The sequence below is a fragment of the Nonomuraea polychroma genome (assembly GCF_004011505.1).
Lineage (GTDB): Bacteria > Actinomycetota > Actinomycetes > Streptosporangiales > Streptosporangiaceae > Nonomuraea > Nonomuraea polychroma.
In genome coordinates this window covers 1,867,271-1,891,515 of the sequence record NZ_SAUN01000001.1, presented here as the reverse complement: position 1 = coordinate 1,891,515, position 24,245 = coordinate 1,867,271, and the positions used below count along the sequence as shown (strand labels likewise).

The 24,245-nt window shown below is 71.7% G+C and carries 25 protein-coding genes; 12 read left to right on the top strand and 13 right to left on the bottom strand.

The genetic code is table 11. The features are described 5' to 3' along the window. Positions 1 to 113: 113 nt before the first annotated feature. Positions 114 to 875 (bottom strand): alpha/beta fold hydrolase, encoded by a 762-nt coding sequence (locus tag EDD27_RS08320; protein ID WP_164903538.1) that lies wholly within the window; start codon positions 873 to 875, stop codon positions 114 to 116. Positions 876 to 968: 93 nt separating this feature from the next. Here EDD27_RS08320 and EDD27_RS08315 point away from each other — a divergent pair, with 93 nt between their 5' ends. After that, positions 969 to 1,367 carry a winged helix-turn-helix transcriptional regulator gene (locus EDD27_RS08315; RefSeq protein ID WP_127931858.1) on the top strand — a complete coding sequence of 133 codons (399 nt, stop codon included), beginning with the start codon at positions 969 to 971 and terminating at the stop codon, positions 1,365 to 1,367. Between the two features lie 42 nt (positions 1,368 to 1,409). On the opposite strand, the gene EDD27_RS08310 is transcribed toward EDD27_RS08315, so the two are convergent. The 6 genes from EDD27_RS08310 to EDD27_RS08285 all read right to left on the bottom strand — a co-directional run bounded on the left by EDD27_RS08310 (position 1,410) and on the right by EDD27_RS08285 (position 8,022). Continuing rightward, positions 1,410 to 2,105, bottom strand: coding sequence for an alpha/beta fold hydrolase (locus tag EDD27_RS08310; protein ID WP_206641313.1), 696 nt, complete (start codon positions 2,103 to 2,105; stop codon positions 1,410 to 1,412). 409 nt (positions 2,106 to 2,514) lie between these two features. After that, a complete protein-coding gene (locus tag EDD27_RS08305) occupies positions 2,515 to 3,117 on the bottom strand; it encodes an SIMPL domain-containing protein (RefSeq protein WP_127931857.1) in 603 nt (200 codons plus the stop codon). A gap of 60 nt (positions 3,118 to 3,177) precedes the next feature. Next, on the bottom strand, positions 3,178 to 5,262 hold the full coding sequence (locus EDD27_RS08300) for a serine/threonine-protein kinase (RefSeq protein ID WP_127931856.1): 2,085 nt from the start codon (positions 5,260 to 5,262) through the stop codon (positions 3,178 to 3,180). A gap of 58 nt (positions 5,263 to 5,320) precedes the next feature. After that, positions 5,321 to 6,700: an alpha/beta fold hydrolase gene (locus EDD27_RS08295; protein ID WP_127931855.1), complete on the bottom strand. Its 1,380-nt coding sequence runs from the start codon at positions 6,698 to 6,700 to the stop codon at positions 5,321 to 5,323. Positions 6,701 to 6,916: 216 nt separating this feature from the next. Further along, on the bottom strand, positions 6,917 to 7,195 hold the full coding sequence (gene pspAA, locus EDD27_RS08290; protein ID WP_127931854.1) for a PspA-associated protein PspAA: 279 nt from the start codon (positions 7,193 to 7,195) through the stop codon (positions 6,917 to 6,919). After that, positions 7,192 to 8,022, bottom strand: coding sequence for a PspA/IM30 family protein (locus EDD27_RS08285; RefSeq protein ID WP_206641312.1), 831 nt, complete (start codon positions 8,020 to 8,022; stop codon positions 7,192 to 7,194). Before EDD27_RS08285 ends, pspAA begins: the two co-directional genes overlap by 4 nt. A 152-nt stretch (positions 8,023 to 8,174) precedes the next feature. Here EDD27_RS08285 and EDD27_RS08280 point away from each other — a divergent pair, with 152 nt between their 5' ends. Next, positions 8,175 to 8,759, top strand: coding sequence for a DUF3043 domain-containing protein (locus EDD27_RS08280; protein WP_241563915.1), 585 nt, complete (start codon positions 8,175 to 8,177; stop codon positions 8,757 to 8,759). Between the two features lie 21 nt (positions 8,760 to 8,780). On the opposite strand, the gene EDD27_RS08275 is transcribed toward EDD27_RS08280, so the two are convergent. Next, positions 8,781 to 9,704, bottom strand: a complete 924-nt coding sequence (locus tag EDD27_RS08275) for an SMI1/KNR4 family protein (RefSeq protein WP_127931852.1) — start codon at positions 9,702 to 9,704, stop codon at positions 8,781 to 8,783. A gap of 56 nt (positions 9,705 to 9,760) precedes the next feature. Here EDD27_RS08275 and EDD27_RS08270 point away from each other — a divergent pair, with 56 nt between their 5' ends. Beyond that, positions 9,761 to 10,759: an aldo/keto reductase family protein gene (locus tag EDD27_RS08270; protein ID WP_127931851.1), complete on the top strand. Its 999-nt coding sequence runs from the start codon at positions 9,761 to 9,763 to the stop codon at positions 10,757 to 10,759. A 67-nt stretch (positions 10,760 to 10,826) separates the two neighbouring features. Here the strand turns inward: EDD27_RS08270 and EDD27_RS08265 are convergent, their stop codons facing one another. Next, a complete protein-coding gene (locus tag EDD27_RS08265) occupies positions 10,827 to 11,033 on the bottom strand; it encodes a hypothetical protein (RefSeq protein ID WP_127931850.1) in 207 nt (68 codons plus the stop codon). 82 nt (positions 11,034 to 11,115) lie between these two features. On the opposite strand from EDD27_RS08265, the gene EDD27_RS08260 reads away from it, so the two are divergent. Both EDD27_RS08260 and EDD27_RS08255 read left to right on the top strand, forming a co-directional pair. Beyond that, on the top strand, positions 11,116 to 11,811 hold the full coding sequence (locus EDD27_RS08260; RefSeq protein ID WP_127931849.1) for an SCO2322 family protein: 696 nt from the start codon (positions 11,116 to 11,118) through the stop codon (positions 11,809 to 11,811). A gap of 70 nt (positions 11,812 to 11,881) precedes the next feature. Next, positions 11,882 to 12,904, top strand: a complete 1,023-nt coding sequence (locus EDD27_RS08255) for a bifunctional adenosylcobinamide kinase/adenosylcobinamide-phosphate guanylyltransferase (RefSeq protein ID WP_127931848.1) — start codon at positions 11,882 to 11,884, stop codon at positions 12,902 to 12,904. Between the two features lie 61 nt (positions 12,905 to 12,965). On the opposite strand, the gene EDD27_RS08250 is transcribed toward EDD27_RS08255, so the two are convergent. Further along, positions 12,966 to 13,766, bottom strand: a complete 801-nt coding sequence (locus EDD27_RS08250; RefSeq protein ID WP_127931847.1) for an ABC transporter ATP-binding protein — start codon at positions 13,764 to 13,766, stop codon at positions 12,966 to 12,968. A 103-nt stretch (positions 13,767 to 13,869) separates the two neighbouring features. Between EDD27_RS08250 and EDD27_RS08245 the strand changes: the two genes are divergently transcribed. Further along, positions 13,870 to 14,688 (top strand): adenosylcobinamide-GDP ribazoletransferase, encoded by an 819-nt coding sequence (locus tag EDD27_RS08245; RefSeq protein ID WP_127931846.1) that lies wholly within the window; start codon positions 13,870 to 13,872, stop codon positions 14,686 to 14,688. Between the two features lie 19 nt (positions 14,689 to 14,707). On the opposite strand, the gene EDD27_RS08240 is transcribed toward EDD27_RS08245, so the two are convergent. From EDD27_RS08240 to EDD27_RS08230, 3 genes are read right to left on the bottom strand one after another with little or no spacing between them, the layout of a single operon-like run. Then, positions 14,708 to 15,622, bottom strand: coding sequence for a CPBP family intramembrane glutamic endopeptidase (locus EDD27_RS08240; RefSeq protein ID WP_127931845.1), 915 nt, complete (start codon positions 15,620 to 15,622; stop codon positions 14,708 to 14,710). Next, entirely contained in the window at positions 15,619 to 16,575 is a 957-nt protein-coding gene (locus EDD27_RS08235) for a DUF1648 domain-containing protein (protein WP_127931844.1), read from the bottom strand. The genes EDD27_RS08240 and EDD27_RS08235 overlap by 4 nt, the downstream gene beginning before the upstream one ends. Then, positions 16,572 to 16,919, bottom strand: coding sequence for a GntR family transcriptional regulator (locus EDD27_RS08230; RefSeq protein WP_127931843.1), 348 nt, complete (start codon positions 16,917 to 16,919; stop codon positions 16,572 to 16,574). Before EDD27_RS08230 ends, EDD27_RS08235 begins: the two co-directional genes overlap by 4 nt. 104 nt (positions 16,920 to 17,023) lie before the next feature. On the opposite strand from EDD27_RS08230, the gene EDD27_RS08225 reads away from it, so the two are divergent. From EDD27_RS08225 to lipB, 6 genes are all read left to right on the top strand, one after another. Then, positions 17,024 to 18,493, top strand: coding sequence for a leucyl aminopeptidase (locus EDD27_RS08225; protein WP_127931842.1), 1,470 nt, complete (start codon positions 17,024 to 17,026; stop codon positions 18,491 to 18,493). A gap of 51 nt (positions 18,494 to 18,544) precedes the next feature. After that, a complete protein-coding gene (lpdA, locus tag EDD27_RS08220) occupies positions 18,545 to 19,909 on the top strand; it encodes a dihydrolipoyl dehydrogenase (protein ID WP_127931841.1) in 1,365 nt (454 codons plus the stop codon). A gap of 38 nt (positions 19,910 to 19,947) precedes the next feature. Next, positions 19,948 to 21,414: a 2-oxoglutarate dehydrogenase, E2 component, dihydrolipoamide succinyltransferase gene (gene sucB / locus EDD27_RS08215; protein ID WP_127931840.1), complete on the top strand. Its 1,467-nt coding sequence runs from the start codon at positions 19,948 to 19,950 to the stop codon at positions 21,412 to 21,414. A gap of 281 nt (positions 21,415 to 21,695) precedes the next feature. Next, a complete protein-coding gene (locus tag EDD27_RS08210; protein ID WP_127931839.1) occupies positions 21,696 to 22,589 on the top strand; it encodes a TIGR01777 family oxidoreductase in 894 nt (297 codons plus the stop codon). A 39-nt stretch (positions 22,590 to 22,628) separates the two neighbouring features. After that, positions 22,629 to 23,366 carry a Type 1 glutamine amidotransferase-like domain-containing protein gene (locus EDD27_RS08205; RefSeq protein ID WP_127931838.1) on the top strand — a complete coding sequence of 246 codons (738 nt, stop codon included), beginning with the start codon at positions 22,629 to 22,631 and terminating at the stop codon, positions 23,364 to 23,366. 38 nt (positions 23,367 to 23,404) lie between these two features. Beyond that, on the top strand, positions 23,405 to 24,109 hold the full coding sequence (lipB, locus tag EDD27_RS08200) for a lipoyl(octanoyl) transferase LipB (RefSeq protein WP_127931837.1): 705 nt from the start codon (positions 23,405 to 23,407) through the stop codon (positions 24,107 to 24,109). Positions 24,110 to 24,245 lie beyond the last annotated feature (136 nt).

Here is a 24,245-nt window from a genome sequence, read left to right as displayed (position 1 = left end):
GGGACACCGGCCGCCCACCGATCAATCATGGCTTCACCAGCCCGGACCCGTCCCCCGAGCCTCCGCCGCCCCGATGAAGGCGCCTCTGCCACTTGGGGCTGGATCGGCCGAGGTCAGGTGCCGGCGGCCAGGAACGGCAGCACCTGGGGAAGCACGTCCTCGGACCTGTCCCAGCCGCCCTTGTGATCGGCATCGGGCAAGGAGAAGAAGGCCGCAACACCGGTGCGGCCGGCGAAGGCGTGCATCGGCTCGTGCCACGGATCCACAGTGCCCGCGTACAGCAGCATGGGCACGCCGGAGGCGGCGAGTTCGGCGTGCAGACCGGGCTCGCGGGAGAACGCCTCGTAGTTGGCGCGGAAGGCTCCTGGGTCGCCGGAGTCGATCAGGGCGGCCTGGTAGGGCTCGGCGGCGGCGCCCTGCTTGATCAAGGCGTAGGGGTCGGTGTCGGCGGGCAGGCCCCATTGCCGCAGCGTGGGCTCGATCGCCGAGTGGAAGCCGTCGATGGGGTCCCAGGCGCCGGCCACCAGGCACGTCAGGCGGTCCGGCGCCAGCGCGGCGACCGCGTAACCGGTCATGGCGCCCAGCGAGTAGCCCCAGAACGCGGCACGGCCGGCGCCCACGTCATCGAGCACGGCCGTCACGGACGCGACGCGCCGTTCCAGCGCGTACGCCTCGGCCTCACGAGGCGCGTCGCTGGCGCCCAGCCCCAGAGGGTCGATGGCGATCACCGTGTACGCAGGCGTCAGGGACGAGGTGTAACCGCTGTGGGTCCAATGTGCTCCGTCCTGGAACATCCCAGGGTGGAGCACCAGCGGCGGGCCGTCGCCCGCGACCTCGTAGGAGATCTTGAAACCGTTGCTGCGGGCAGTGGGCACACGTCCTCCAAAGGGCTTGTACGCAGGAACGTTACGACTTGTAACGGGTCCCATCGTGGAGCATGATCGGACTGGCCGGAAGGAGGCACTTTCTTGTCGCAACGGAACACCGCGGTAACGGACCAGCTCCCGGCCGAGGGCGAGGCGGGCGGCACCGACGAATGCCCCTTGCCCGAGGTGCTGGCCTTGATCGGCGGCAAGTGGAGCGCCCAGGTGCTGGTCGAACTGGGCGACGGCCCGCGCAGGTTCACCCAGCTGGAGCGGGCGATCGCGGGCATCAGCCGCCGCATGCTGACCGTGACCCTGCGCGACCTCGAACGCAACGGGCTCGTCACGCGCACCGTCTATCCGGACTCCCCGCCGCGCGTCGAGTACGCCACCACGCCGTTGATCGAGGACATCCGCGAGCCGTTGGAGGCGCTCACGGCCTGGGCCCGTCGTGCCGCGCCGGTCATCACGGCGGCCCGCCGGGAGTACGACAGAGGTCAGTGAGCGAGCCGCACGCCCATCACAGCTGGTCGGCCAGGAAAATGCTCACCGCCGACCGGAAGCCGTCCGGGTCATCGACCCAGGGCACGTGCTGGCCTGCGGAAGGACCACACGGCACACGCGGGGAAGCGCCCTCTCCAGGGCGTCCACCGACCGGCGCGGCCGGATGTCCTGCACTCCGTCGACAATCAGTGTGGGGACCTGGAGGGACTCGCACCGTGCCCGCAGTTCGGGAGTGCCCCAGTGGCGCTTGTCCTCAGCCTTGATGGTGGCGTTGCACGTGAAGTTGACGCCGAGCCACGGCGTCGCCATGCGCTCGGCGTGCTCCAGCGCCCGCGCCCGATCGGCGAAGTCGGCCGACCATTGCAGCACCGAGAACTCCCGGTCCTCCGCGGGCACGCGATCACGCTGTTGCAACTCCTCCCAGCGGTCCACGTGCTCTCCGAGCATGCTGCGGAGATTGCGGGTGTACTCCTCCTGCCAGGTGGCCTTCGGGTCGATGCCCGTGCCGGAGACGTAGACGAGCGCGCGGACGCGATCGGGATGGTCCAGCGTGTACCGCAGGGCCAGCTGAGCGCCCCAGGAGTGGCCGAGCACCACCATCGACTCCAGGCCGAAGTGCCGCCGGACGGCATCGAGATCGGCCGCCGCTCGCGCCATCGAACAGGGGCCGCGCCGCTCGGAGCGGCCGCAGCCGCGCTGGTCCCAGCGGTACGTTGATCTCCGCCCGTTTCTGCGCAACTCTCAGCGAGGAGTTCCCCTGAGCTGGGCCTCCAGCGATCCTCGCCTCCCTGTGCATCATGTGCTGGCCTTGCTCGCCGACCCAAGAGCGCACCGGTCGCGGCTCGGAATCCCGTTCTCCCCGAAACCAAGATGCTGGAGATCCTCAACGCGGCGCCATCGCGGCACGAATCCTGACGATCAGCCGGTCATCTCGGAGCCGAACCGCCGGAACAAAACGCCCGACGGGCGCCACCGCGGGGAGCGCCTCGACCGGAGTATGCCGGCTAGAGCCTTCGCCAAATGTCGGATCGTCGGCTCAAGCATGTCGGTTTCAACGGCCGTGAAATGTCGGTGCACCTTCCGCGGAATGTCGGTCCTGCAGAACAGGGATACCCGTGGATCTTGTGGCAAGGCGCATTGTCGACGCTCAGGCGAAGTCGTAGCCGACCTGGACGGTGACCGTGAGGGTCTGGCGGCCCGGGCTGATCGAGGCGCCGGAGTCGGCGGCCGCGGCGGCCATGGTCCTGAGCGGCTGAGGGCCGCCCTTGACGTCCTCGCTCACCGACACCACCCGGCCCAGGGGGCGGCCGGCCAGCTCGGCGTATTGGGCGGCCTTGGCGGCGGCGTCGCGGAACGCGCTGGTCCTGGCCTCCTTCAGCGGGCCGGCGGGGTCCGACAGCTCGAACGCCACGCCGTTGAGCCTGGCCTCCTCCCCCACCCCGGCCACCGTGTCGATCACGCGATCGGCCTGGCCGAGGTCACGCACCACGACCTCCACGCCCTGGGCCGCACGGTACGCGCTCACCTTCGGGTACGTCTCGTACTCGGGGCCCAGCGACAGCTCGACCGTCCGCACGTCCTCCGCGGCGATTCCCACCTGGCGCAGCGCGTCCGCGAGGCGGGCGGCGGCGGCACGGACGGCGGTGAAGGACTCCGCGGCGGACGCCCTGCGTACCTCGACGCCCGCGTGCAGGCGCAGGATGTCGGGCGCGGCCAGGACGGTGCCCTCGCCGATGACAGTGATGTCCACGCCAACTCCCTCGGATGGGTTCGCCCTTGATCCTAGAACGCTTGCCCGTCGAGCCGAAGCTCATGACGGGGTACGCGTGAAGCGAAAGCCCATCCCGTCGAACTCGGCCTTGGCGGGCGCGGTCGCCAGCACGCGGCTGACCTGCCCCGACATGTCGATCACCACGGCCTCGTAGCCTGCGCCCTTGACGCGCCACACCGCCAGGTGGTCGTCGTCCCACCAGCCGATGAGGCGACTGCTGGCGAAGGGAACGGTGATCGGCTGGGGGTCGTCACCGGAGGTGGAGCGGGCGCAGAGCGCGGTGCCCGCCGGCGTGCAGTGGGCCAGGAAACGGGTGCCGGACGGAGAGATGTCATCGCCCTCCACCCACACCGGCGATCCCACGTTCGGCAGGGTACGCACCGGCTTGCCGTTCAGGTCGTAGAACTTCATCTGACCGCCCACCCACGTGCCGACCGCCTGGCCGCCCGCGTCCCAGAAGAAGCGCCACTCCCCCGCCCCCGCCTCCTTGATCTCGAACGCGCGTCCTTGCTCGGCGGTGACGTCGATGATGCCGTACCCGTGTTCGACGGGGCTGCCGCCGGCGTCTTTGTAGAGGGTGACCAGGCCGTACCTGCCGTCGGGGGACCAGCGGGGCGTGGTGGGGAAGACGGGTTTCCTGCTCACCTTGACGATCCGCTTGGTGCCGGTGACGTGGTTGACGATCGACACGGTGGCGAAGGAGTCGGTGCTGTAGTCCACGTCGGTGGCGAGGGCCAGGTTGGTCCTGGCGTCCAGGGCGTACTCGAAATAGCGGGAGTCGGAGGTGAAGGCGTTGGTCGCGTGCTTGCGCACGTAGAGGCGCTTGCTGCCGGCGACGGTGTAGGAGGCCAGCTTGATGGGGTCGCCGTCGGTCTCCTGAACGCGGATGGATGTGCCGGGGAGTGCGATGGAGCGGCTGGTCTGCGTGGGTGTGGAGGAAGGCGCCGTCGAGGTCGTCACGGCGCCGGTCGAGGTCGGTGGTGGCGCGGCGGTCGTCAACGCGCCGGTGGAGGTGGATGGTGTGGTGGTCGTACGGCCGCCGCCGGACAGGTCGCTGAGGCGGAGGGCGACGAAGGCGGTGGCCGCGATGAGCACCAGCGCGCCGGCGGCGCTGCCGGCGACGATCCAGCCGGTGGCGCGGCGCGGGGCGGGCCGGTTGGGCGGGCCTTGGTGGAGAGGCCTGTGGTGGGCCGGTGGCGGAGGCGGGGCGGGCCCGGACACCGCAGGCACCGGGCCTGAGGCGGCCGCCGCGCTGCCCTGCTGGAGGAGGCCGGGGGGCTGGGTCGTGGGGGCGCTGGGGGGCTGGGTGGCGGGGGCGTGGCCGAGCAGGCGCATCAGCGCCTCGCTTGCTGCGGGCCGCCGCGCCGGGTCCTTGGCCAGGCAGTCCCGTACCAGCGCCCGCAGCCCAGGGTCCTCGATCACCCCGACGTCCGGCTCGGTGTGCAGGATCCGGTTGACGACCGCGGGCAGGCTGTCGTGCCCGAACGGCGCCTGCCCCGAGGCCGCGTACAGCAGTGTGCACGCCCAGGCGAACATGTCCGACTTCGGACCGGGACTCGACTCGGTGAGCTGCTCGGGCGCCATGTACGAGGGTGTCCCGATGGCCGTCCCGGTGAGCGTCGAGGACAGGTCGAGGGCCCTGGCGATGCCGAAGTCGATCACCCGGGGGCCGTCGGAGGCCAGCACCACGTTCGACGGCTTGAAGTCGCGGTGCACGATGCCGGCCTGGTGGATGGCGACCAGCGCGGTGATGGTGCCGATCGCCAGCCGGTGCAGGGAGGCGCCCGAACGTGGCCCTTGGGTGCGGACGACGTCGGCGAGAGTGGGACCGTCGATGTACTCGCTGACGATGTACGGCCGCCCGCCGAACAGCCCCGTCTCGATGACCTGCGCGGTGCAGAACGGCGCCACCCGCCTGGCCATCGCCACCTCGCGGACGAACCGCTCCGACGCCTCGGCGTTGCCGGCCAGGTCGGCGCGCAGCAGCTTGAGAGCGACCTCCGCGCCGTCCGGGGCCGTGGCGAGGTAGACGATGCCCTGCCCGCCCTCGCCCAGGCGCCCGACCAGGGTGTACTCCCCCACCGACGCGGGATCCCCTGGCCTTGGGTCCGCGAGGTCCGGCATTGACGACTCCCACATATGGCGTCTTTCTCGCCATTCTGGTGCGTCGCGCGGTTTCCCGTCACCCGTTGTCGCACGCTTCGGGTACGGCTAAGACCGCGTCCACGATCGCCCGTGGGTCCTCGATGTGGACCTGGCGTGCGACGTGCGGCAGGCGGATGAGCTTGCCGCCGAGGTCGCCCGCCAGCCGCTCCGCGCAGCCGGCCCGGTCGCCGGCGCAGAGCACGGTCACCGGCACGTCGGGGAAGGGCTTGTCCTCCCTGATGCGGCGCAGGTCGGCGGCCATGTCGCGGCGGGCCAGCCACTCCCCCGCCACGGCCGTGGGCACCTTGCCCATGCGGTAGATCCCCAGCGGGTCGGGCACGCCGGCGAGCCTGCGATGTGCGGCCGGTCCGGCCAGTCGGGCCAGCGCGGTGGCGGCCCACGTGCCGCCGAAGGCGGGCAGCCACCTGCCCGCGGCCCTGGCGGCGGCGTGCGGCCGGCGGCCGTCCGGGCAGGCGGGGTCGATGAGGACGAGTTTGGCCACGCAGAGCGGGTGCAGCCGGGCGAACGCCTCCGCGTGCCAGCAGGACACGCCGTGGGCCACGACGGTGACCTGCTCCGGGTGGGCGGGGGCCAGCGCGGCCAGGCGGGCGACCTCGGCGTACAGGGTGGGCGGGGCCGGCGAGCGCGGGCTGAGGCCGAGCCCCGGGCGGTCGAACCGGATGACGCGGCGGCTGCCGGCCAGCTCGCCGGCCACCGCGTCCCAGTGGAACCAGGCGCCCGCCGGTCCCGCCGTGATGAGCACCGCCGGGCCGTCGCCCTCCTCGACGACGTGCGGCGTGCCGTACCCGGAGTATTGGCGGTCGGTGACGAGCAGGCGCAGCGCCACGTAGACCAGCCAGACGGCGATGAGGGTGAGCTGCGCGCGGTGCGCGAGCCCGGCGCCGCGCCCGGCGGCGATCGCGGCTCCCGTGAGCGCCGTCGCCAGCATGGTCAGCCAGGTGAGCAGCCACGCCGTTCGCGTCCGCCACCGCGCGGCGAGCAGCACCATCGCGACCACCACGGCGCCGATCGCCAGCGCCCCGGCCAGGAGGTGCGCGTGATGGCCGGGTGACAGGCCCTGGCGCCCGCAGGCGGGATCGCTCAGCGCGGCGCAGTCCAGGGGGAACACCGCGGCGGCGAGGGTGAGGAGCGCGTACGAGGACAGCGCCAGCCAGCCCGGCCACTCGCGCTCCACCCGGGGCATGAGCGCCACACCGAGCAGGCAGGCCACGCCCGACAGCGCGTCGGTGACCCGGAACAGGCGTCTCCACGGCTGGTCGCGGGCGGCCAGCTCGGTGACGTACCCGTGGGTCTTGTCGACTCCCGGCGTGGTGAACTGGCCGGTGATCCAGGCGCTGCCCAGCACTGCCGCCACGATGAACGCGGAGGCCGCGAGGACGTACAACCTTCGCTCCACGTGATCATTAGATCACTTTGGGCGATCGCCGCCCAGGAGCGCGGGGCATGCCGGTGGCGAACGCGTCGGGGACGTCGAATCCGCGATCGCCACCCGCGGCTTGTGCACAGGTCGGCGTGCTCACCAGCAGGGCTCTTCGAGCACCGGCATGGTCGGCGCTCGTGCCCTCAGGTCGGTCGGGCCGCCGGCCGGACGCCAACGGCGGCCGGCCGGGGCTCAGCCCGGGATGAGGCCCTGGTCGCCCAGCATCTCCCGGACCTCCTCGATCGAGGCGTCCGCCGGGGGGAGGATCAGCTCTGACGGCTCGAGGCTGTCGTCGGGAAGCGCCTTGCCCACGTGACGCACCTTGTCGAGCAGCGCGTGCAGCTTGACGCGGAAGGCCTTCTCGTCGCCGGCCTCGATGGCCGCCTCGAGCTCGCTGTCGAGCTCGTTGAGCACCGCGATGTCGTCGGCGGAGATCTCCACCTGGCCCTCGCCCATGATCCTGACGATCATGCGCCCTCCCCAGGCTGGCGCAGCTGCTGCGTGTTGCCCTGGCCCTGCTGCTGAGGCTGCGCCTGCGGCTGCTGCTGGCCCTGCTGCTGCGGCTGCCCCTGCTCGATGGCGGACTGCGGCGCCGGGCCCTGGCCCAGCTCGGCCTTCATCCTGGCCAGCTCCAGCTCGACGTCCATGCCGCCGCCCATGCGGTCGAGCTCGGCCTGGATGTCGTCGCCACGGGTGCCGGTGACGTCGTCGAGCGCGCCGCTGGCCAGCAGCTCGTCGATGGCGCCCGCGCGGGCCTGCATCTGCGCGGTCTTGTCCTCGGCGCGCTGGATCGCGAGGCCGACGTCGCCCATCTCCTCAGAGATGCCGGAGAACGCCTCGTTGATGCGCGTCTGGGCCTCGGCGGCGGTGTAGGTCGCCTTGATCGTCTCCTTCTTCGTGCGGAAGGAATCGACCTTGGCCTGCAGGCGCTGGGAAGCCGTGGTCAGCTTCTCCTCTTCAGCCTGCAGGTTGTCATGCTGGATCTTGAGGTCGGCCATCTGCGTCTGCAGGCTGGACCGACGCTGCAGAGCCTCGCGGGCGAGGTCCTCACGTCCGACGGACAGCGCCTTGCGGCCCTGCTCCTCCAGACGCCTGGCGGACTGCTCGAGACCGTTGATCTGCAGCTCCACCCTCTTGCGCGACGTGGCCACGTCGGCCACCCCCCGGCGGACCTTCTGCAGCAGCTCCAGCTGCCGCTGATAGGAGTAGTCCAGGGTCTCGCGCGGATCCTCCATCTTGTCCAAGGCCTTGTTGGCCTTGGACTTGAAGATCATCGAAAGTCTCTTCATCACGCTCATGCGCGTCGGCCGTCCCCTTCTAGGTCGTGCTGGTGGTCACCCAATGCAGCGCAGCCGCCTTGGGATTACCCTACGCATAACGCACGGGGGCGTCACTAAGTTGCAGTCCAGGTAGGGTTGACGTCGTGTTGCGACGCCGTTCCCAAACCTCCGTGGACGACACCCCCGTCCCCGCTGACGATCCTAAGCCCCAAGGTAAAGGACGTCCCACACCCAAGCGCCGAGATGCCGAAGGCAGAAGGCGCCAGCCGGTCAATGCACCGAAAGACCGCAAAGAGGCCTATCGGAGCATGCGGGCCAAGCAGGCCGCCGAGCGCGAGAAAGCCCGTCAGGGCATGCTCGCAGGTGACGAGCGGTATTTTCCCGCTCGTGACAAGGGGCCCGCGCGTAAGTTCGCGCGTGACTGGGTCGATTCGCGGCGGCTGCCCAGCCAGTATTTCCTGCCGTTCTCGCTGCTGATCCTGCTGGCCACATGGGTTCCGTGGCCGCTGGAGATACGGGCGACGGTGCTCAACCTGGTGGTCGCGGTCGGGTGGCCGATCATGATGCTGGGCGTGGTCTTCACCTCCGTCTACGTGGCGTGGAGGGTGAAGCGGCTGGTGGCGGAGAAGCTGCCGAACGAGCCGCTCAAGGGCGTGGGGTTCTACGCGGCGATGCGAGCGCTGCAGATCCGCAAGCTGCGCTTCCCGCCGCCCGCCGTGCTGCCCGGCGGCAAGCCGGTCCAGAAGAAGAAGTAGCGGCCGTTCCCCGGACGGCTCCTACTCGACGTTGTCCCAGCGCAGCACGCCTCGCCTGACCGCGGGCCGCCAGCCGTCGACCTCCTTGCCCTGCTCCAGGGCGTCGGCGACGGCCCGCAACAGCGCGTGGGTGGACGGCAGGCGAGGGGCCATGCCGGAGATCGTGTCGTCCCATCCGACGGCGCCGCCGTCGGAGTCGACGACGGCGTACTCCATGTCCTCCGAGTCGCGATCCGCGAAGTGGAGGAACGGGATCATCCGGCCGTTCCAGTATTCGGTCGCGGGATCGGTCCCGAGGTCGGTGCGCTCCCACGAGCACAACCAGCGCCAGGTGTCCCTGATCTCCCGGATGCTGAAAGCGTAGGTGCCGTCGAACCAGAAGCCGAACACCGAGTGCCCCCGCGAGCCGTTGTGGCGCAGGAGCGAGGCCCGCAGGTCGTCGGGGAAGTCCACGCCCATCTGCGACTCGGCGACGGCGATCGTGCGCGCCCTGCCGGGCGGGCCGAGCGTCTTGTACGTCCTGGGCGCGTTCGCCTCCAGCCACCGCTCGATCCGCCGCCACTGGCGGTCCACGGCCCGCCTGACCTTCGGATCGATCGGCCGGACGGTGACCGGGCGCTGGGCGGGCGAGCAGTTGGGGTCGGGGATCTCGGTGGGTTGCCAGGTGGGCACGGCGGTGGGGACCGGCAGCGTGTGCGTGACGGGCGGGCCGGTGGGAGCCGCAGCGTCCGCGCGCTCGGCCTCCGGGGGCATCAGCGCGGCCGCCAGCGTCACCGCCACGATCGCCGCGATGGCGGCCCACACCAGGCCCATCCGCGGGCTCCTGTCCGGCCTTGCCGCCGCGGGCTCGGGCCGCCGGGCGGGCGTATGCGCGCGCCGCCGCAGACGTATCGCTATCGCGGTCAGGATCGCCGCCGCCAGCGCCACCCGTACGAGCTTCAGCACGTCGCGCACCCTATCCCGAAACAGATCACCGCAGCGCCAGGGCTAAGGTCGGACCCATGGAATTCCGACACCTCGGTCGCAGTGGTCTCAAGGTAAGCGAAATCAGCTACGGGAACTGGCTCACCCATGGCTCCCAGGTCGAGGAGGACGCCGCGAAGCTGTGCGTTCAGGCGGCGCTCGACGAAGGCATCACCACGTTCGACACAGCGGACGTCTACGCGGGAACGAAGGCCGAGGAGGTCCTCGGCCGGGCGCTGAAGGGCGTGCGCCGTGAGTCGCTGGAGATCTTCACCAAGGTCTACTGGCCGACCGGTCCCGGCCAGAACGACCGCGGCCTGTCACGCAAGCACATCACCGAGTCGATCAACGGCTCGCTGCGCCGCCTGCAGACCGACTATGTCGACCTGTACCAGGCGCACCGTTTCGACTACGAAACGCCGCTTGAGGAGACGCTCAAGACGTTCGACGACCTCGTACGCCAGGGCAAGGTCCTCTACATCGGCGTCAGCGAGTGGACGGCCGACCAGATCGCCCAGGCGTTGAAGATCGCCGACGAGATGGGTTTCGAGCGGATCGTCTCCAGCCAGCCTCAGTACTCGATGTTGTGGCGGGTCATCGAGGCCGAGGTCGTGCCGTTGAGCGAGAAGGAGGGCATCGGCCAGATCGTCTGGTCCCCGATCGCCCAGGGCGTGCTCACCGGCAAGTACATGCCTGGCCAGCAGCCGCCGGAGGGCTCCCGGGCCACCGACGCCAGCGGCAGCGCCATGATCGCCCGGTTCATGAACGACGACGTGCTGACCCGCGTACAGTATCTCAAGCCGATCGCCGCCGACCTGGGGTTGAGCATGGCCCAGCTGGCGATCGCCTGGGTGCTGCAGAACCCCAACGTCTCCAGCGCCATCGTCGGGGCCAGCCGTCCCGAGCAGGTGCGCGACAACGTCAAGGCGTCGGGCGTCAAGCTGGAGGCGGACGTGCTGCGGCGGATCGACGACGTGCTCGGCCCGGTCGTCGAGCGCGACCCGGCCAAGACCGTCAGCCCCCGCACGCGCCCATAATCCCCCGCCACAGCAAAAACCCCTTGAGCCACAAAAGCGCTCAAGGGGTTTTTCGTTTATCCCGAGCTCACTCCTGACGCAATGACAATCCCGTGTATTCGACGCGGTCCTCATCCAGGAGCGCGACCTGCTCGACACCCAATTCGAGCAGGTCGCGCCAGTTCTCACCGAGCCAGGACTCGGCGTCCGCCTGGCTCGGAAATACCTCTCGCGGCAAAGGGCGATCCGTTACCTCACCACCATTTGCATTTTCATAACGCCACCGCCATGTCATGCCATACGCTCCTTTTCCGCGGGTTCGCCGGCGCACCTTCCGACGGCACTGGAACCCTACTCCCGAGCTTGGAGGTCAATCGATGCTGCGCGCGTGCCGTGTTGCGGCAGGAGTCGCCTTAGGGGCGGCCGCCTTCCTCTTCCTCCCCTTCTCCGCCCTCGCCTCACCCTCGATCGATCCCCAGGCCCCCCTGCCCGGCGCGGCAGACCCCAATGCCACGCGGCTGTGGAGCGTCTGGCAGAGCGACGGCACGGCCTGGCTGGCGGCCTCTGCCGGGGACGCGCCGCCGGACGGCTCGGTCATCGGCTGGCGCTTCTCCGCGGCCCCCGACGGGGCGGCGAGCGAGTCTCCCGGCGGGGACCTGCCGGCGTTCGAGACCGCGTGCGGCAAGGACGCCGCGGCGTCCGGGCACAAGCGGGTGGCGGTGGCGGTGGACTTCGGGGACGGCGACACCGACGCCTACCCCGGCGACCAGCCTCCCGCCCAGGGAGTGCTCACGTGCGTGGCCGGGGCCGAGGACGCCACCGCCGCACAGCTGCTCGCCGCGGCGGCCAAGGTGCGGGTGAACGGCCAGGGCGAGGTCGTGGCCGTCAACGACTACCCGGCCCAGGAGAAGGGCGGCGCCCCGCTGACCGCCCCCGTGCCGGCCGCCGATGGCGCGGGCGGGCTGCCGATCGCACTGATCGCGGGCGGGGCGGGCGCTCTCGCGCTGCTCGGCGGCGGCGCGGTCATCGCCATCCGCCGCCGCGCCAAGCCCTCGGTCCCGGCCGTCCGGTAGGCGACCCGCGCCTGGCGGCCTGCGCGGGCGGCGGTCCGGATTCCGGCGCCCCATCGGTACGCTCGGCGCGGTGAAGGTCCTTCTCTCCGGCACGGCGGGCGGCGCGGGCTGGCCAGAGCCCGGCTGCCGGTGCGCCTCCTGCGCCGGGCTGCCGCCCGATCACCGTCGCCCGTTCGAGCTGCTCGTGGACGGTGTCGTCCGGTTTCCCTTCGTCGCCGCGCCGCGCGGTCACCGGGTCTGCGCGGGCGGCCTCGGGCTGGTCGGCCCCGACGGCGCGGCGCTGCTGTGCGTGCCCCCGGGCCTGGAACCGCCACCTGGCCCGGACGGGCCCGCGCGGTACGACGTGGTGCTGATGGACCTGCTGGACCGGCCCGAGCGGCTCGGCGAGCTGCGGCGGGCGGGACTGGCGGACGAGGCGACCCGGGTGGTGGCGATCGGGCTGGACCACCGGGTGCGGTCGGAGGACGAGCTGGCCAGGCGGCTACGGCTGTGGGGCGCGGTGGCCGTGCCGGACGGGACGGCCCTGGAGATCGAGCCCCCGCGCGCGGGCTTCCTGCGGCCTGCCGGCAGGGCGCAGGTGCGGCGGGCGCTGGTGCTGGGTGGGGCGCGGTCGGGGAAGTCGGCGGAGGCGGAGCTGCGGCTGGCCGCGGAGCCGTACGTGACCTACGTGGCGACCGGGCCCGGCGGCGCCGGTGACGGCGAATGGGCGGCCCGGGTGCGGGCGCACCGCGAACGGCGGCCCGCGCACTGGGGCACCGTGGAGACCACCGACCTGGCCGCCACCATCGCGAACGCCACCACGCCGCTGTTGATCGACGGGCTCGGGACCTGGGTGGCCACCGTGTTCGACGAGCACGGGGCCTGGGAGGGCGACCGGGCGCCGGTCCACGCGCGGTGTGACGAGCTCGTCGCGGCGTGGCGGCAGGCGCCGGAGCCGATCGTGGCGGTCTCCGACGAGGTGGGGTCGGGGGTGGTGCCCGCGACGGCCAGCGGGCGAGCGTTCAGGGACGCGCTCGGCCGGCTCAACGAACGCCTCGCCGCGGAGTCCGAGTACGTGGCGCTGGTGGTCGCGGGCCGCCTCCTGGAGCTGTGACCACCCGCAACGGGCCGTACGCACGGCAAGGGCGCAGGCACGGGCCGATCGGGCCCGACCGTCACGGGCGGACGGCGCGGGCGTACCAGCGGCCGTCGAGCCGGTCCACGTGCAGGGGGCGGCCGAAGCAGTCGGAGAGGTTCGCGGGGGTCAGCACGTCCGCGATCGGCCCGGCGGCCAGCACCCGGGCGTCGCGCATGAGCATGGCGTGAGTGGTCGTCGCCGGCACCTCCTCCAGGTGGTGCGTCACCGTCACGGTGGTGAGCACGGGCCTGGTCGCCGCCAGGTCCTCGACCGCGGTGATGAGGTCCTCCCGCGCCGGCAGGTCGAGCCCCGCGAAAGGCTCGTCGAGCAGCAGCACCGCCGGGTCGGCCATGAGCGCCCTGGCCACCCTGATCCTGGCCTGCTCGCCCTGCGAGCACACGCCGAACGGCCGGTCGGCCAGGTCCTTGCAGCCCAGGTCGGCCAGGAGGCGGTGAGCACGGTCCCGCTCGCTCTCGCCGTACTTGTCCCACAGCGGGACGCTCGTCCCTGTGTGCCCGGTGAGCACCACGGTGTGCGCGGTCGCCCCTTCCTCCTCCATGAGCGCCTCGTCGATGAGCCGCTGGCTGGAGGCGACCAGGCCGATGTGGCGGCGCAACTCCCGCACGTCGACCCGGCCGAGCCGGTGGCCGAGCACCTTGACCGCGCCCTCGCTGGGATGCCGTACGGCGCCGACCAGCGACAGCAACGTCGTCTTGCCCGCGCCGTTGGGACCGAGGACCACCCAGTGATCGCCGTAGTCCACCTGCCAATCGACCGCGTCCAGCAGCGACTTGCCGACGACTCGGACACCTACGCCTTCGAGTTCAAGCACGTGCATCCCGCCACACTAGTGGCCCTGCGATCGTCGGATACTAATGAGAAATCTGCGTGCCCATCGCCGCTACGGTCTGGACCAGGCACAAGAGTGGGGCGGCGTTCTTATGAGCAGGTTTCTTGTTAGTTGGGGCCTCTGGCACGGGCTGCGGTTCGCGATCGGGACGCTCAGCGTCTTCCCCGTACGCGTCGAGCACGTGGACCGGCGGGTCGCGGGGCAGGCGATGACACTGGCGCCGGCCGTCGGGCTGGTGCTCGGCTTGGTCGCCGCGTTGCCTCTGGGTCTGCCCGCGCCCGCGTTGCTGGGCGCGGCGCTCGCGGTCGGGCTGCTGGCCGTGCTGACCCGGGGCCTGCACCTGGACGGGCTGGCCGATCTGGCGGACGGGCTGGGCAGCGGCAAGCCTGCCGATCAGGCGCTCGACATCATGAAAAAGTCGGACATCGGGCCGTTCGGTGTGATGGCTCTGGTGTTCACGCTGCTCGTCCAGGTGGCGGCACTGGCGGAGGCCGGGTTCGCGGCCCTGGTGACGGCGTGCGTGGCCGGTCGGCTGGCGCTGACGTGGGCCTGCCGGGCGAGCGTCCCCGCCGCCCGCCCGGAGGGGCTGGGGGCGACGGTCGCCGGCACGGTACGCCCTTCCGCGCCGTGGCTCGCCACCCTGGCCGCCCTGCTCGCCTCCGCCGCCTTCGGCCTGTCCATCGACCGCCACGTCTGGGACGGCGGGCCCGCGTCCTGGGCCCGGGAGGCGACCGCGTGGCTGCCCGCCTTCCTGGCGCTGCCGCTCGGCCTGCTCACCGGGCTGGCGGCCGCCCTGCTGCTGCTCCGGCGCGCCAGGCGGCGACTCGGCGGCATCACCGGCGACGTCCTCGGCGCGCTGGTGGAGACGGCCACGGCCGCCACGCTGGTGGCCTGCGCGCTGCTCGGCTGAGCGGCAGGCTCGGGGCCGGCTATGCGGCGGGTTCGGGCTCGGGCTCGGCAGCCGGTTGCGGCGGGCGTACCGGGAAGAAGCGGAGCAGAGCCACGCAGACCACCGCGAGCAGCACCCACCCTACGAGCCCCGTCAGTCCGACCAGGACCTCGTTCGGCGGGGCGGCGGCGTCGCCGAGGACCAGGACGGCCGGAGCCACCGCGTTCAGCGAGCCGTGCCCCACGACGGCGGGCCACACGCTCCCCGTCCGCAGCCGCAACCACCCGAACAGCACCCCCGCGAGCACGCAGAACCCGATGAAGAACAGCGCGGCCCACGACCCGAGCCGCGGGTAGTTGTAGCCGAGCAGCGTGAGGGGCGCGTGCCAGACGCCCCACACGGCGCCGGAGAACAGCAGCCCGGCGAGGACGCCGTTCCCGGAGACGAGGCGAGGCAGCAGCCAGCCGCGCCAGCCCCACTCCTCCCCCAGCGCCGGGATGGCGTTCAGCGCGGGACCGGCGAGCACGCCCAGCGCGATCTGGATCGCGACGACCGAGCCGAGGTCGGCGGGCACCGGCGCGCCCCGCGCCTCCAGCGCGGCCCGGAGCCCGCTGAGCCCGCCGAGGTCCAGCGACATCAGACCGACCGCGGCGCTGAGCCCGATCGCGAGGAAGATCAGCAGCGGGACGCCGAACCACGTGGCGAGAACGAGCGCGACCGTGCGTCCCTTCCGCTCGCCGAGCGTCAGGCCGGTCTGCCTGGCCCACTCCTTGAACGGCGTGCGCGTGACCGCCCACACCCCGAGCACTCCCGCGGTGGGGGTGAACATCATCAGCGTGGCCAGCCCGAGCAGCAGCGGCGAGCCGAGCCCGCGGCCGTCGAGCCAGACGGGCAGCACCGCCGCCCAGGACAGCCCGAAGGCCAGGACGATGAAGATGAGCAGGGGTCTTTTCATGAGTCCACCCGTTCCGCGATGAGGGCGTTGATGAGGGAGGCGCCGCGCGCGGCGTCGTCGATGCTGATCGCCAGTCGCCCTCCCGTCCGGTAGCCGAGCACCAGGCATTCGCCGCCGCGCAGCATGATGGTGGCACTTCCGGGCAGGCCGCGGATGCCCCATCCGCCGACTTGGCCCGGTTGGCGCTCCTCCGCCCAGGCCGATGCGATCTTGGAGAGCGGGATTCTGAGCACCGGCCGGCCCAGCAGCCCGAACTGCACGACGACCCGGTCGTCCCCGGCCCGTACGGAGACCGACGAGGTCAGAACCCCGGTCACCAGCACGATGGCGAGCCCGACCACGATCGGCATTGCCGACCCGCCCGGCACGACACCCATGAGCCAGAGCGCGGCCAGCACGGCGAGGGCAGCCGCCCCCACGGCAGTGATCAGGGTCAGCCACGGGTTGCCGACGCGGCTGACCCAGACGGTCCGCTGGCCGGCCCTGAGCCGCAGGAGCGGCGGACGCACGGCGACGGGCACCGGCTCGTCGGGCGCTCCCCTGCGCAGGTAACCCGCCGCGACGGCGGCGGCTCCCGAAGCGCTGATGACCGCGAGGACGGCCCAGCCGGGCAGCCGCGCCGCTCCCCAGTCGGGCGCGTCCAGGTTGGCCAGCAAAGTGGTGGCGTTCATGCCGAGCGCGAGCACCCCCATGCCGAACAGCACGCCCCACCAGAGCATCCGGCCCGGCCGGTGAGCCAGGGCCCGCTGCGCCGCGAGCACGCCGAGCCACGGCACCGCCCAGACCAGCACCACCATCGCCACGTACGCGGTGAACGACATCGAGCCGTCGGGTCCCGGCCCCCAGTGCGTGGCCAGCGGATCGGGCAACCGGTCCCGCACGGTCAGGGGCAGCAGCGCCTGGGCGACGAGGACGAGCAGGCCCCACGCGAGGGCGGCTACTCGGGCGTTCATGGAAGCTCCTCCAAGATGGCGATGAGGTCGTCGCGGCCGTATCCGTGTCTCCTGGCCTCTTCCAGCAGCTCGCGCGCCTGCTGCACGAGCAGGGCGCGGCCGTCGGCGTGGCCGGCGACGCTGACGCCGCGCCCGCGCCGGAACTCCAGGAGCCCTTCGTCCCGCAGGTCGCGCAGCGCCCGCAGCACGGTGTTGGGGTTGATGCCGAGCGCCTGGGCCAGGTCGCGGGCGGGCGGCAGGCGGTCACCCGGCGCATAGGAGCCATCCCCTATCGCGCGCCGGATCGCGCCGGCCACCTGCTCGTGCAGGGGGCGCACGTCGTTGAGATCGAGCGTCAGCAGCATGGTGCTAATGACACTAGCACCATGTCTCAGAAATCGCGACCGAGTATTTGTAGGATGAACCCCTGTTTGTGAGTACGCAGAAACCCTGGATAGCATCGGTTTACGTGACCACTGTGCGGCTGAACTCAGCAGATCCCGTCTCCCTGGACACCGACGCCTTGATCGTCGGATTCACGAAGAGCGAGGAAGGTCTCAGACCTGCCCCGGGCGCCGAGTCCTTGGACGCGGCCTTCGGCGGCAAGCTGGCCGCGTCGCTCGGCGCGGTGGCCTTCTCCGGGAAGGCCGGGGAGCTGGCCAAGCTGCCCACGTTCGGCGCCATCGCCGCCCCGCTGCTGGTCGCGGTCGGCCTCGGCGACTCCTACGACGCCGAGGGGCTGCGCCGCGCGGCCGGCGCCGCCGTACGGTCGCTCGCCGGCACGTCGCGCGCCGCGCTCGCCCTGCCCGCCGGCTCCCCCGAGGAGGCCGAGGCGGTCGCGCTCGGCGGCCTGCTCGGCGCCTACTCCTTCTCGCGTTACCGCACGAACGGCGAGCAGAAGCCGCCGGTGGCCGAGCTGACCGTGCTCTCCGGGCAGCCCGAGGCCCTCGCCGAGCGCGCGGGCGTGCTGGCCGAGTCCGTCGCGCTGGTCCGCGACCTGGTCAACACGCCGCCTTCGGACCTGTGGCCGGCCAAGTTCGCCGAGATCGCCGAGGAGGCGGGCGACAAGGTCGGGCTGAGCGTCGAGGTGCTCGACGAGAAGGAGCTCAAGGACGGGGGCTACGGCGGACTCATCGGCGTCGGCCAGGGCTCGGCCAACCCGCCGCGCCTGGTCCGCCTCTCCTACAGCCACCCGGAGGCCGGCAAGACCCTCGCCTTCGTCGGCAAGGGCATCACGTTCGACTCGGGCGGCCTGTCGCTCAAGCCGTCCAACGCGATGGACTGGATGAAGTCGGACATGGGCGGCGCGGGCGCGGTGCTCGGCGCCCTGATCGGCATCGCCAGGCTGGGCCTGCCGGTCAACGCCGTCGGCTACCTGTGCCTGGCGGAAAACCTGCCGAGCGGCACCGCGCAGCGCCCCTCCGACGTCATCCACAGCTACAGCGGCAAGACGGTCGAGGTGCTCGACACCGACGCCGAGGGCCGGCTGGTGCTCATGGACGGCATCGCCCGGGCCGCCGAGGACAACCCCGACGTGATCGTCGACGTGGCCACGCTGACCGGCGCGCAGATCGTCTCGCTGGGCTGGCGCATCTCCGGCGTCATGGCCAACGACGACGCGCTCAGGGAGCTGGTCGTCGAGGCCGCGGGCGCGGCCGGCGAGGGCGCCTGGGGCATGCCGCTGCCGGAGGAGCTGCGCAAGGGTTTGGACTCGCCGATCGCCGACATCGCCAACCTCCATCCCGAGCGGTGGGGCGGCATGCTGGCCGCGGGCATCTTCCTGAAGGAGTTCGTGCCCGAGGGGGTGCGCTGGGCCCACATCGACATGGCCGGGCCCGCCTTCAACAAGGGCGAGCCGTACGGCTACACCCCGAAGGGCGGGACCGGAGCCGTCACCCGTACCCTCATCGGACTGGCCGAGCGGCACGCGAGCATCTGAAACAAATGAAAAGATGGCGGCATCACGAACACCCCGACAAGGAGCCTTCCTGTGGCCTATGACATCGTCGTCCTAGGGGGCGGCAGCGGCGGTTACGCCTGCGCGCTTCGGGCGGCTGAGCTGGGCAAGTCGGTCGCTCTGATCGAAAAGGACAAGATCGGCGGCACCTGCCTCCACAGGGGATGCATCCCCACGAAGGCTCTGCTGCACTCGGCCGAGGTCGCGGACGAGACCCGCGAGAGCGAGGCGTACGGCGTCAAGGCCCGCTTCGACGGCATCGACGTGCAGGGCGTGCACGCGTTCAAGGACAAGATCGTCACGCGGGCCTGGAAGGGCGTGCAGGGCCTGCTGAAGTCCGCCGGCGTGACGATCGTCGAAGGCGAGGGCCGGCTGGTCGGCGCCAACAGGATCCAGGTGGGCCAGGACGTCTACGAGGGCCGCAACATCGTGCTGGCCACCGGCTCGGCGCCCAAGTCGCTGCCCGGCCTGGAGATCGACGGCGAGCGCGTCATCACCAGCGAGCACACGCTGAAGATGGACCGCGTGCCCACCTCGGTGATCGTGCTGGGCGGCGGCGTGATCGGCGTCGAGCTGGCCAGCGTCTACCGCTCGTTCGGCGCCGAGGTCACGATCGTCGAGGCGCTGCCGCACTTGCTTCCGACCGAGGAGGAGTCCAGCTCCAAGCTGCTGGAGCGGGCCTTCCGCCGCCGCGGCATCAAATACGAGCTGGGCGTCTTCTTCGACAGCGCCAAGACCACCGAGACGGGCGTCGTCGTCACGCTCGCCAGCGGCAAGACCCTCGACGCCGAGCTGCTGCTGGTCGCCGTCGGCCGCGGCGCGGTCTCCTCGGGCATGGGCTTCGAGGAGCAGGGCATCGCCATCGAGCGCGGCGCCGTCGTGGTCGACGAGCACTGCCGCACCTCCGTGCCGGGCGTCTACGCCATCGGCGACCTGATCCCGACCCTGCAGCTGGCCCACGCCGGCTTCGCCGAGGGGATCATGGTGGCCGAGCACATCGCCGGACTCAACCCGCCGCCCATCGACTACGCGGGCGTGCCACGCATCACCTACTCCGACCCCGAGGTCGCCTCGGTGGGGATCACCTCGAAGCAGGCGGCCGAGCGCGGCATCGAGATCGTCGAGCAGGTCTACGACCTCGCCGGAAACCCCAAGAGCCAGATCCTCGGCACCTCGGGCGCGGTGAAGGTCATCGCCCAGAAGGACGGGCCCGTCGTCGGTGTCCACATGGTGGGCCGCCGCATCGGCGAGCTCGTCACCGAGGGCCAGCTGATCTACAACTGGGAGGCGCTGCCCGCAGAGGTCGCCCAGCTCATCCACGCACACCCGACCCAGTCCGAGGCCATGGGTGAGGCGATGCTGGCCCTGGCCGGCAAGCCGTTGCACGTACACAACTAGTCCAGCCCTCGAGATCAGAACGCGAGAGAAGAATAACGATGCCGGTCTCCGTACAGATGCCCCAGCTCGGCGAGAGCGTGACCGAGGGCACCGTAACCCGTTGGCTGAAGAAGGAGGGCGAGCGCGTCGAGGCTGACGAGCCGCTCCTCGAAGTGTCCACCGACAAGGTCGACACCGAGATCCCGTCGCCGTCCGCGGGCGTGCTCACCAAGATCGTCGTGGCGGAGGATGAGACGGTCGAGGTCGGGGCCGAGCTCGCCGTCATCGACGAGAACGCCCAGCCTGGCGCCGCCGCCCCCGCTCCGGAGGCTGCGGCCCCCGCTCAGGAGCCCGCCCCGCAGCCCGAGCCCGAGCCGGAGCCCGCCCCGGCGCCCGCTGCGCCGGTCTCCTCGATCCCGCAGCCCGCCCCCGCGCAGCCGACGCCGCCGCCCGCCCCGGCGCCCGCGCCTGCGCCCGCTCCCCAGGCCGCTCCCCCGGCGCAGCCGGTCGCCGAGCCGACCCCGCTGCCCTCGGGCGAGAGCCCGTACGTCACGCCGCTCGTGCGCAAGCTCGCCAACGAGCACGGCGTCGATCTCGACGCGATCAACGGCACCGGCGTGGGCGGCCGCATCCGCAAGCAGGACGTGCTCGAGGCGGCCAAGGCCCAGCGCGACAAGGCCGCCGCGGCCCAGGCCGCTCCGGCGCCCGCCGCCGCTCAGCCCGCTCCGGCCGCCGCCGCCCCGGCTCCGGCCGCGCAGGCCCCGGCCGCCGCGGCGCCCGAGCCGGTGGAGGTCGACACCACGCTGCGCGGCCGTACGGAGAAGATGTCGCGGCTGCGGCAGACCATCGCCAAGCGCATGGTCGAGTCGCTGCAGACCGCCGCGCAGCTCACGACGGTCGTCGAGGTGGACGTCACCAAGATCGCGCGGCTGCGGGCGAAGGCGAAGGACGACTTCTTCCGCCGCGAGGGCGTGAAGCTGACCTTCACCCCGTTCTTCGCGATGGCCGCGGTCGAGGCGCTCAAGCAGCACCCGAAGCTCAACGCCACGATCAACAACGAGACCAACGAGGTCACTTACTTCGACGTCGAGAACCTCGGCATCGCGGTGGACACCGAGCGCGGCCTGCTGGCGGCGGTCGTCAAGAACGCCGGCGACCTCAACCTGGCCGGTCTCGCCCGCAAGATCACCGACGTCGCCGAGCGCACCCGCAACAACCAGGTGACGCCCGACGAGCTCACCGGCGGCACGTTCACGCTGACCAACACCGGCAGCCGGGGCGCGCTGTTCGACACGCCGATCCTCAACCAGCCGCAGGTCGGCATGCTGGGCACCGGCGCCGTCGTGAAGCGGCCCGTGGTGGTCGACACGCCTGAGGGCGAGGTCATCGCGGTGCGGTCGATGGTCTACCTGGCGCTGACCTACGACCACCGTCTGGTGGACGGCGCGGACGCGGCGCGCTTCCTGACGACGGTGAAGCGCCGGCTCGAGGAAGGCCGCTTCGAGGCCCAGCTCGGGCTCGCGTAAGGGGTTCGACGGAGAAGGCCGGGCGGGTTTCCGCCCGGCCTCTTTCGTCTGCTGACAAGCGCCCGCGGCCACCGGCCCCACCGCCGCACACACCGCGCGCAGGCGGCCCGGCCGTCGGCCCGAGCGCGGCATTCGCTGTACGGCGGGTTGCCGGTCGGGGGCCGCGGATGAGGGGACGTGGCCGGCGGGGCGGCTCCGGGGCGGCGGGCGAGGTGTTCGGGCCGAGGCGGGCGACGTGGTCCCTGCGGCGCGTCCGCGCGTGGGCCGCGTAGTGTGAGCGTATGGCGATCATCGTGACCGGAGCGTCGGGGTTGCTCGGCACGGCGCTGGTGGCGGCGCTGCGGGCGGAGGGACGTGACGTCGTCAGGCTGGTGCGCCGGGAGCCCAGGAGCCCGGACGAGGCCTACTGGCAGCCCGCCGAGCAGGCGATCGATCTGGCCGCGCTGGACGGCGCGGAGGCCGTCGTGCATCTGGCCGGGGCGTCGATCGGCGACAAGCGGTGGAGCGCGGCGTACAAGCGTGAGCTCGTCAGCAGCCGCGTGCAGGGCACCAGGGTGCTGGTGGACGCGCTGCGCCGGCTGTCCGAGCCGCCCGAGGTGCTCCTGTCCGCCTCCGGAGTGGACTTCTACGGCGACACCGGGGACCGGGAGATCGACGAGGGCCAGGGCAAGGGCACGGGGTTCCTGGCGGATCTGTGCGAGCAGTGGGAGGCCGAGGCGCGGCGTGCCGAGGAGGCGGGCATCAGAACCGTGCAGGCACGCAGCGGGCTGGTGCTCAGCCGGCGGGGCGGAGCGCTGGGCCGGATGCTGCCGATCTTCAAGATGGGGCTGGGAGCGCCGCTGGGGTCGGGCAAGCAATACTGGTCGTGGATCTCCCTGCACGACTGGGTCGAGGCCGCACGACATGTCCTGACAAATCGGGACGTGTCCGGGCCGGTCAATTTCACCTCACCCTCGCCCGTCACCAACGCCGCGTTCACCCGTGCGGTGGCAAAAGCCCTGGGCAGGAGCATGATGCCGCTGCCCGTCCCGTCGTTCGCGCTGTCCATCGGGCTGGGCGAGTTCGCGCGCGCGGGCCTGCTGCCCAGCCACCGCGTGCTGCCATGCAAACTGGTCGACAACGGCTACAGCTTCGCCCATACCAGCCTCGACGAGGCGCTGAGCGCCGTACTCTAGGGCCCGTTCACCCTTTCCTTCAGGTAGGAGACCTTTGACATGATCCGGTCAGGACAGTCGCACATCCTCGCGATCGGAGGCGGCTCCTTCCGGCCGAGCCCGCGCTACAGCTTCATGGAGGCGAGCAGCCTCCTGCGCTATGGGCTCGACCTGACCGGCCAGGACCGCCCGAAGCTCGGCCTGCTCGCCACCGCCACGGGGGACGCGGCGGACTGGCTGCTGAAGATGTACGGCGCGTTCGCGGGCTGGGACGTCGAGGTGAGCCATCTGACGGTGTTCCCGATGCCCAACGTCCCCGATCCCAAGGCGTGGATCCTTGAGCAGGACATGATCTACGTGAGCGGCGGCAGCGTGGCCAACCTCATGGCGTTGTGGCGGCTGCACGGACTGGACGAGGCGTTCGAGGAGGCGTGGCGGGCCGGGGTCGTGCTCACGGGGCAGAGCGCCGGCGCCCTGTGCTGGCACGTGGGCGGCAACACCGACTCCTTCGGCCCCGAGCTGCGGCCGTGGTCCGACGGGCTCGCGCTGCTGCCCTACTCCTGCGGCGTGCACTACGACTCCGACCCGCAGCGGCGCGCACTGCTGCAGGAGTCGGTGGCCGCCGGCGAGCTGCCCGGCGGGTACGCCGCCGACGAGGGCGTCGGCCTCCATTACGTGGGCACCGAGTTCATCCAGGCGGTGTCCGTCGAGCCGGGCGGCGCCGCCTACCGGCTGGAGCACGACGGGGACGGCGGGGTCAAGGAGTTCAGGATCGAGCCTCGTCTCCTCACACCCTGAATTACCCTTCAAGGGTGAGGGAACGGCACAATAGGCTCATGCGCCCCGGAGCTCGCACCCACGGGGACGATCCCCACGCACTGGCCATCGTCCGTCTCGGCGTCGACGTCCCCTACGAGCAGGCCTGGTCGCTGCAGCGCTGGGTGCACGGCAAGCGCGTGGCCGGCGAGTTGCCGGACACCGTCCTGATCCTCGAGCACGCGCCTGTCTACACCGCGGGCAAGCGCACGGCCCCGCACGAGCGGCCGGCGGACGGCACCCCGGTCATCGACGTCGACCGGGGCGGGCGGCTCACCTGGCACGGTCCCGGGCAGCTCGTCGCCTATCCGATCATCGGCGGCGTCACGGACGTGATCACCTACGCCTGCCGCCTCGAGGAGACGATGATCCAGGTGTGCGCCGACTTCGGCGTCACGGCGCGGCGGGTGCCCGGCAGGGGCGGCGTCTGGGCGATCGGCGATGCGAGTCTGGGTCTGCCGGATCGCCAGCTCGGCGCGATCGGCATCCGGGTCTCGCGCGGGGTCACCATGCACGGCTTCGCTCTCAACTGCGCCAACGACCCTCGCTGGTTCAACCGCATCGCGCCGTGCGGCCTGCCCGACGTGGGCGTCTCCTCGTTGTCGGCGGAGACCGGCCGGCGCATCGTGGTCGAGGAGGTCCTGCCGATCGCGGAGAAGCGGCTGGCCGAGTCCCTCGGCATGGAATCGTTCGAGCTGCACGAAGAGGACCTTCTCCGCCGGTAACCGGATCGGCATCTAACAGCGGCAGCACGAGCTGGCGGAACTGGCGGAGCGGATCGACGAGGAGCTGCAGGCGCACTACGCGATCCGCGGCTTCGGCCTCATCACGTGACCCTGGACCGGGCCGGCTCACGGGGAG

Coding starts and splice junctions, on each gene's coding strand:
- EDD27_RS08210 (WP_127931839.1), top strand. CDS start 21,696: ATGGCGATCATCGTGACCGGAGCGTCGGGGTTGCTCGGCACGGCGCTG.
- lipB (WP_127931837.1), top strand. CDS start 23,405: ATGCGCCCCGGAGCTCGCACCCACGGGGACGATCCCCACGCACTGGCC.
- EDD27_RS08260 (WP_127931849.1), top strand. CDS start 11,116: ATGCTGCGCGCGTGCCGTGTTGCGGCAGGAGTCGCCTTAGGGGCGGCC.
- EDD27_RS08300 (WP_127931856.1), bottom strand. CDS start 5,262: ATGCCGGACCTCGCGGACCCAAGGCCAGGGGATCCCGCGTCGGTGGGG.
- EDD27_RS08270 (WP_127931851.1), top strand. CDS start 9,761: ATGGAATTCCGACACCTCGGTCGCAGTGGTCTCAAGGTAAGCGAAATC.
- pspAA (WP_127931854.1), bottom strand. CDS start 7,195: ATGATCGTCAGGATCATGGGCGAGGGCCAGGTGGAGATCTCCGCCGAC.
- EDD27_RS08250 (WP_127931847.1), bottom strand. CDS start 13,766: ATGCACGTGCTTGAACTCGAAGGCGTAGGTGTCCGAGTCGTCGGCAAG.
- EDD27_RS08240 (WP_127931845.1), bottom strand. CDS start 15,622: ATGAAAAGACCCCTGCTCATCTTCATCGTCCTGGCCTTCGGGCTGTCC.
- EDD27_RS08235 (WP_127931844.1), bottom strand. CDS start 16,575: ATGAACGCCCGAGTAGCCGCCCTCGCGTGGGGCCTGCTCGTCCTCGTC.
- EDD27_RS08205 (WP_127931838.1), top strand. CDS start 22,629: ATGATCCGGTCAGGACAGTCGCACATCCTCGCGATCGGAGGCGGCTCC.
- EDD27_RS08265 (WP_127931850.1), bottom strand. CDS start 11,033: ATGACATGGCGGTGGCGTTATGAAAATGCAAATGGTGGTGAGGTAACG.
- EDD27_RS08245 (WP_127931846.1), top strand. CDS start 13,870: ATGAGCAGGTTTCTTGTTAGTTGGGGCCTCTGGCACGGGCTGCGGTTC.
- EDD27_RS08285 (WP_206641312.1), bottom strand. CDS start 8,022: ATGAGCGTGATGAAGAGACTTTCGATGATCTTCAAGTCCAAGGCCAAC.
- EDD27_RS08230 (WP_127931843.1), bottom strand. CDS start 16,919: ATGCTGCTGACGCTCGATCTCAACGACGTGCGCCCCCTGCACGAGCAG.
- sucB (WP_127931840.1), top strand. CDS start 19,948: ATGCCGGTCTCCGTACAGATGCCCCAGCTCGGCGAGAGCGTGACCGAG.